Below are 5,676 nucleotides of genomic sequence, written 5' to 3' on the forward strand. Positions count from 1 at the left end.
TATATCACCTCAAGATATGTTGCTAGGGAATACTGTGAGGAGGAGGCTAGAAAACTATTACAAACAGTGAGAGGGGTGATGGATATTGTGGGAAGATCTGTTGATCGATGAGGTTAAGAGGAGGAGGGAGATATTTGAAAGGTTGGATGAGTATCTTAAGAAGATAGTTGAAACTGTCAGGAAGCTTGACTCCAATGCAGAATTATACTTGTTTGGCAGTGTAGCAGAGGGGGACATCTAATCTCAAGCGACATAGACATATTAGTGGTCTCAGATCTCCATCCAGGCAGAATAATTGCAGAACTATGGTCAAATGGAATAGATGACCCATTCGAAATACACGTTATAACCAGAAATATGCTGGAAACATATAAGAGAAGAGCAAAACTCATCAAACTAAACAACACATACACAAATAATTCCCAGAAAAGGTAATGAAAACTACTTTCAACCTAGCTTTATAAAAGTGGAATTTATAGCCTAATTTTGGCTTTTACCATGGAGCTACAGGAGTTCAAGCGTATAAAGAAGATGCTCAACTACATTAAGCTTCTAACTATAAGTGTAAGTTTATCGTCTTTGTACACTTCTACATCATGAGTTTTCCCTCAGCCTCTTTTTTCGGCCTTTTCTTCGCATTAGTTTAAAATGCTTCCTACTTTTGAGCATAATAGTAAAAAGCGTTCATCCTCTAACTTTGAAGGCACTACAAGAAATAAAAAGGTTTTAAGTTAACAGAGCACCTTCCCCTCTTGAAAACTTTATAAATCTCTAGTTTCAATAATGTTCTAGTGCGTAGAAGTGGACGTAACTTTTACTGAAGAACAGTTGAAATTAGTGCTAGATAAATTAGAGCAAATTAGGATTGAACTTCTTAAACTTAGAGCCATGCTTCTACCCGAGGAAGAGTTAAGTGAAGAAAGGAAGAAAGAATTAGCGGAAGCGAAAAAGGAAATAGCTGAAGGTCTTAGTATAAGCCTTGAAGATTTAATTAAAGAAACTAAAAAATCAGGTTGAAGCTGCTTGTTTCAAGTCATTATCTCTAGAAGAGCTAAAAAATCTATTGAGAAGCTTCTTGAGTCATATAAAGTTAACTATTTAGAAACTGTTGCTTAACCCTATCTCAACTCCATAATAGTTGTTTATTTTCTCTAAAACATACTTGTAAAGCTCTTCATCCCTCCTCTTAACCCTCTCAAGCTCATACTTAGCTTTACTCAACAATTCCTCATCAGAAAGTGAACCGTAACGTTCCATTAATCTCTTCGCAATCAAACTGGCAGCAACCCTCTTCGGCTTCAAGAAATCGAAAAACATCCCTACACCCATCATTCATTAGCCGTTAAACTTTATATATTTACTCCACATGCAACCTTAATTCCAATCTTCCTCATCAATATCCTCTGCGGGGGTAATAGGCTGAAAAATATATCCTTCAGCTAAACATTTCTAATCTCATTTTCATAAACTATTCTTGAGAATTATTGTCGCCCTCTCCATATCTTTAAGCTTATCTTCAAAGAGCTCAAGCTTTGGCTTTGAAACTTCACGAAGGAATGTGGGGTTTAGAAATCTTTAATCCATATTTCTGGTCCAGAGAACCTGAGTTACAATTTCATTGTTGAAAATTGTCTAAATATTACGGTTGCCAGATTATTGTTTAAAGCCAAATATTTATATTTAGTGTCATTAAAATTAATTAGGTGTATTAAATATGCCCGTATTTATAGGGAAAATCATGAGTCGATTCAGGAGAAATAATCCTAAAAAAGAAGAAGTTGAGTATATTAAAACAAAGTACGGAGAATTTCCAATGCCAACATTTAGTAAGGATGATGAAGCTTACCTCTTAAAAGAATACGGCATTGATGCTAAAAAGCTTAGATTTGGACGTGGATATCGCGTTTAAGATAAACTCAAAACAACACCAGAACTTAGGAATATTAGGCCAAACCAGGTTGTAATTATTGAAATCTTCATTTTAATTGAATGTCTTCTCACACTTCCCATATTTATATGCGCAATTATGAGAAGTTCCTCTGCTACATCTTCCTTCTTTAACTCCCCCTGCTTATAAAGTTTAATTATTCCTTCTGGTGAAACCAAGAGGATGTCCCACAGCCTCGGCCAAAATATTGAGAGAACAAAGGATACACTAATCAAAAAACATAGAATTCCCAAAATGACTAAATAAAATGGAATTGAAGTCTTATTTAAGTTTCTAGATAATGAAGTTGACAAAATGGTGCTGACTAGCGTTAGTATTAAAGCATTAACACCAAGAATTACAGATGCATGTTCTCTAAGCCTGTAAAACATTTCAGTACTCCTACCATATTCATTTATTGCTAGTTGGTAGTACAGCTCGATATCACTCATATTTTGCTCTCCTTTCCATTAATATGCATAGCGATATAGGTGCTTATTAATGTAAAGTAATTTCAAGGTTTCACTATATTCTGTTATTGTTAATTTCCAACAAACTATAACGGTATAATTCTTAAGGAAGTTTAGACCGAAGGAAGGCTCAAGTCTCCTCAACAGTCCACGGCGAAAAGCCCTCTCATGACGACATGAAGGATGAAAAATGCGAAGGGGATGGATGAAAGTTAACGCTAGACTAGAACGGCTTTTTCATAGCTACTTCTAAAATTCTTAACGAAGATAGCGATTTCCGGCTTTGTAGTTAAGCCTTCCACTCGAAGAAGATGAAGGGCATTATTGGAATTAAGGGAGATTAAAAAATTCATACATCCTATCTTCTTGAGTTAAGGGATCATTCCTTTGTTGCTACAATTACTAAAGAGCTGTGAGTAAAAGGCTTAATTTCATTATATTTTCTCATCCCGGTGGTGAGGAGAAATATTGATGAAGGTTAAGGATATTAGGAAGAGGGGGATATTATGCGATTATTTCAGGATTCATTAATGCAAAGCGCTATGCCAAAAGCATCTAAGGAGGCTTATGAGCAGTACCCTCACCGAGGTAAGCATGAAATAGTTGCGTTGCTATGGATAACCAAGATTTCATAAGTAAACCTTCAGCATAAAATCTAGAAATCACTTAAAGTTATAGTGATATCCAAAGAAGCTTAGGGAAGCTGAAGCAAAAGTGAACATGTGAAATTACACATCATTATCAAATATTTAACACTCCCCCAATATCTCACTTATATGATGTTGAAGGAGATCCTCATATTACTGCCATTAAAGTTTTAGGTATCGCTTTGAAAGTTTCATGTTGAAATTAATATGAAAACTCCTACCGAGAGGAGAGATCGCCTGTTAAAGTGCGTAAGTATGTATCTGAGGATATACATACACAGTATGTTGTAAGGGCTGAGGAGGAGCTTATGAAGATGGGTTATAAGATTTATTCATGCGATGATTTGCCGAGGGAAGTGAAAGATAGGTTAAGCGGCCATCCAGATGTATGTGCAGAGAAGAGTGGAAAATGGGTTTTCATGGAGGTTAGCATTACGAGACCCCCTCGTGCGGAAACGTATCTCAAAGCGGGCAAAGTCATCCTCATACTTCCAATAGAAACAAGTGAAGTCGTAGAGGTTTGGGGGACAAGGAACTATTGATCTGAAGACCTGTATGGAAGATTGATGAAGAATCTTTCTAGCTTTCAAAGGAGTGTGTAGGAGGCTTGATGAAGCAATAACCTTCTTAAAGATAACTTCTCTCTATATGGATGCTGAACTTTTAATTCTATGAAAAATTATGAGTAATGTGGATTTTATGGTACTGTCAACTGAGTTTCGTAAGTACCTCTTAAAGTCACTACCGTTATCTTAACGATGCTGCGAGGTTGTCCAACATCCGCATTTTCAAGGCCGCTTGCAACAAAAACCGTTGTTCCTCCAACATCTATATTCTGTGGCAGTGTAGGATTAAAAGCCTTAGTACCTGTCATTTCTGCTCCATTTATTAAGATTTTCTTAACAGTTGTAGGTAGGGTACCATCATTCGTTACGGTAACAGTCACAGTATACGTATTGCCAGTGGTTTTTGATATTGATGCAGATAATGTTAGACGCTCGTATGCTGTGAAGCTGCTTAGTAGTCCTGTCATCCAGAATGCTGCTGCAATGCTTATTACTATTGCTATTGCTACTAGTATTACTGTTGCTATTACTGGCGATACACCCCTCTTCCTCGCATTCCTCATTTACTACACCTTCCTCTTTATATTTTCCTTGCTTTTATATATATATATAACGGGAAGTTAAACTTTAGAGCTTATAGATTCTGTGATTAAACGTCGAAGCGAAATCCTTAATGATATTTCAACTGGACTTAGACTTGATAAGTTGGCAAAAATATTTGAAAGATACGCGGATTTAGAGGGAAATCTCTTGGCTTTTAGCATATGCGTGAATATGGAAAAGAAAGTATTTTTATAACATGTTAGCAATATATTCTTATAGGTTGGAATAGGGAATGGTTAAAGTTGAATTCTCTCTTGTAAGATTAACTGAAGTTTTGAAGTCTTTATTTTTCCCATTACTGCTTTTGAACTTCTTGATAGCTTAAAGAAAAGTGGTTATAGCCTTCTCGTAAGGCCCCCTTTTCCAATTTCGCCTACTCACCGGGCATATATAGGCGGACGTGTAGCGGAGAAAGAGAACTGCACAATATTTGTTGATCCTGACAGACGGTTTATCGGTGTTGAAGCGGAATCTCCACAAAACATAGAACGTATTTACAGAGAGTTGATTGACATTATTAGAAAGAAAAGAGATTTGATGTTAACATTGATGAGGAGCGGAATTACTTGGAGCTTGTGGTAACAGGCATCGTAAAGTCTAGGCATATGCCTGTAAATAAGATAGCTACCGCAACCTACCGTGAGATAACTTCTTTGGCTACCCTACAGAGGAAATTAAAAGGTGGTCAAGACCTTACGTTCGAAGATCTTGCATTTTTAGTGAATGAAATTATAAGAATTTCTGAGAATGATATACCTCATTTAAAAGCGTGTATTAGGGAGCTCGAACTTGAAAGGAAGAGAAGTGCTAAAAGCGTGTTGCTTGGTTTAACTTTGATGCTTTGGGCATTGACTCCCATAGCGTTTCTGAGCATACCGCTCATCGGCATCGTATGTGGATTAACCGCCATGTTCTCCACATGGTGCTATATAAAGGCGAGAACTTATGTCTTATGAGAGAGTTCTTCACCTCGCAGAGGTTTTACTAGTAATCGCTAGTTTTGCGATGTTAATGGGAAGCATCTTTCTTCCAATCCCCTTTAAGATTTTTGGGTATGAGTTTACTCCACCACATCTACGCATTCCTCCTGAAATTGGATTAGTGGTAGGTTTAATCCTTCTCCTCGTGATTCCAGTAATAAGCTGTCAAATGAATCGATTTTTAAGAAAGCTGGAGATTTAAAGTTAAACTTTCATTAAACATTTTTATTACTTCCTTTTATTGATACTTTCGTATTTTTGTATTGTGTTATGTTTATATTTTCGTGTTTTCCCTTTATATTTTGGTTATTTATGGTTAGGTTTCCTTTTGTTAGTCCTAAGGTTCGTGTTGTTAGGAGGGTGGCTGTGGAGAGGGCTGTGGATTTTCTCCCTTTTGATGAGAGGTTTGAGGTTTTGGAGAGTTATCCTGTTTATGAGCCTTTTGCTAGGGTTTATATTGTTAGGATTCCTTGGGAGGGTGGT

8 protein-coding genes and 1 pseudogene are annotated in these 5,676 nt (G+C 36.7%); 6 read left to right on the plus strand and 3 right to left on the minus strand.

Going from position 1 to position 5,676, the window contains the following annotated elements:
• Positions 1-208: 208 nt before the first annotated feature.
• Positions 209-435 (plus strand): annotated as a pseudogene (locus MRT15_RS12265) (nucleotidyltransferase domain-containing protein).
• 366 nt (positions 436-801) lie between these two features.
• A complete protein-coding gene (locus MRT15_RS12270) occupies positions 802-1,017 on the plus strand; it encodes a hypothetical protein (RefSeq protein WP_304330579.1) in 216 nt (71 codons plus the stop codon).
• Positions 1,018-1,098: 81 nt separating this feature from the next.
• Here MRT15_RS12270 and MRT15_RS12275 read toward each other — a convergent pair whose 3' ends face one another.
• On the minus strand, positions 1,099-1,317 hold the full coding sequence (locus MRT15_RS12275) for a hypothetical protein (protein ID WP_304330580.1): 219 nt from the start codon (positions 1,315-1,317) through the stop codon (positions 1,099-1,101).
• Positions 1,318-1,714: 397 nt separating this feature from the next.
• On the opposite strand from MRT15_RS12275, the gene MRT15_RS12280 reads away from it, so the two are divergent.
• The gene (locus MRT15_RS12280) at positions 1,715-1,909 is read left to right on the plus strand and encodes a hypothetical protein (RefSeq protein ID WP_304330581.1); all 195 of its coding nucleotides are present in this window, start codon (positions 1,715-1,717) and stop codon (positions 1,907-1,909) included.
• Here the strand turns inward: MRT15_RS12280 and MRT15_RS12285 are convergent.
• The gene (locus tag MRT15_RS12285; protein ID WP_304330582.1) at positions 1,906-2,379 is read right to left on the minus strand and encodes a hypothetical protein; all 474 of its coding nucleotides are present in this window, start codon (positions 2,377-2,379) and stop codon (positions 1,906-1,908) included. The genes MRT15_RS12280 and MRT15_RS12285 overlap by 4 nt on opposite strands.
• A gap of 910 nt (positions 2,380-3,289) precedes the next feature.
• Here MRT15_RS12285 and MRT15_RS12290 point away from each other — a divergent pair.
• Positions 3,290-3,586, plus strand: coding sequence for a hypothetical protein (locus tag MRT15_RS12290; protein WP_304330583.1), 297 nt, complete (start codon positions 3,290-3,292; stop codon positions 3,584-3,586).
• A 155-nt stretch (positions 3,587-3,741) separates the two neighbouring features.
• On the opposite strand, the gene MRT15_RS12295 is transcribed toward MRT15_RS12290, so the two are convergent.
• On the minus strand, positions 3,742-4,173 hold the full coding sequence (locus tag MRT15_RS12295; protein WP_304330584.1) for an archaellin/type IV pilin N-terminal domain-containing protein: 432 nt from the start codon (positions 4,171-4,173) through the stop codon (positions 3,742-3,744).
• Between the two features lie 606 nt (positions 4,174-4,779).
• Here MRT15_RS12295 and MRT15_RS12300 point away from each other — a divergent pair.
• Both MRT15_RS12300 and MRT15_RS12305 read left to right on the plus strand, forming a co-directional pair.
• Entirely contained in the window at positions 4,780-5,169 is a 390-nt protein-coding gene (locus MRT15_RS12300; protein ID WP_304330585.1) for a hypothetical protein, read from the plus strand.
• Complete coding sequence (locus tag MRT15_RS12305; protein WP_304330586.1) at positions 5,159-5,395, plus strand: hypothetical protein; 237 nt, start codon at positions 5,159-5,161, stop codon at positions 5,393-5,395. Before MRT15_RS12300 ends, MRT15_RS12305 begins: the two co-directional genes overlap by 11 nt.
• Positions 5,396-5,676: the final 281 nt, after the last annotated feature.

It is taken from the genome of Candidatus Culexarchaeum yellowstonense (genome assembly GCF_024707025.1).
Classification (GTDB): domain Archaea; phylum Thermoproteota; class Methanomethylicia; order Culexarchaeales; family Culexarchaeaceae; genus Culexarchaeum.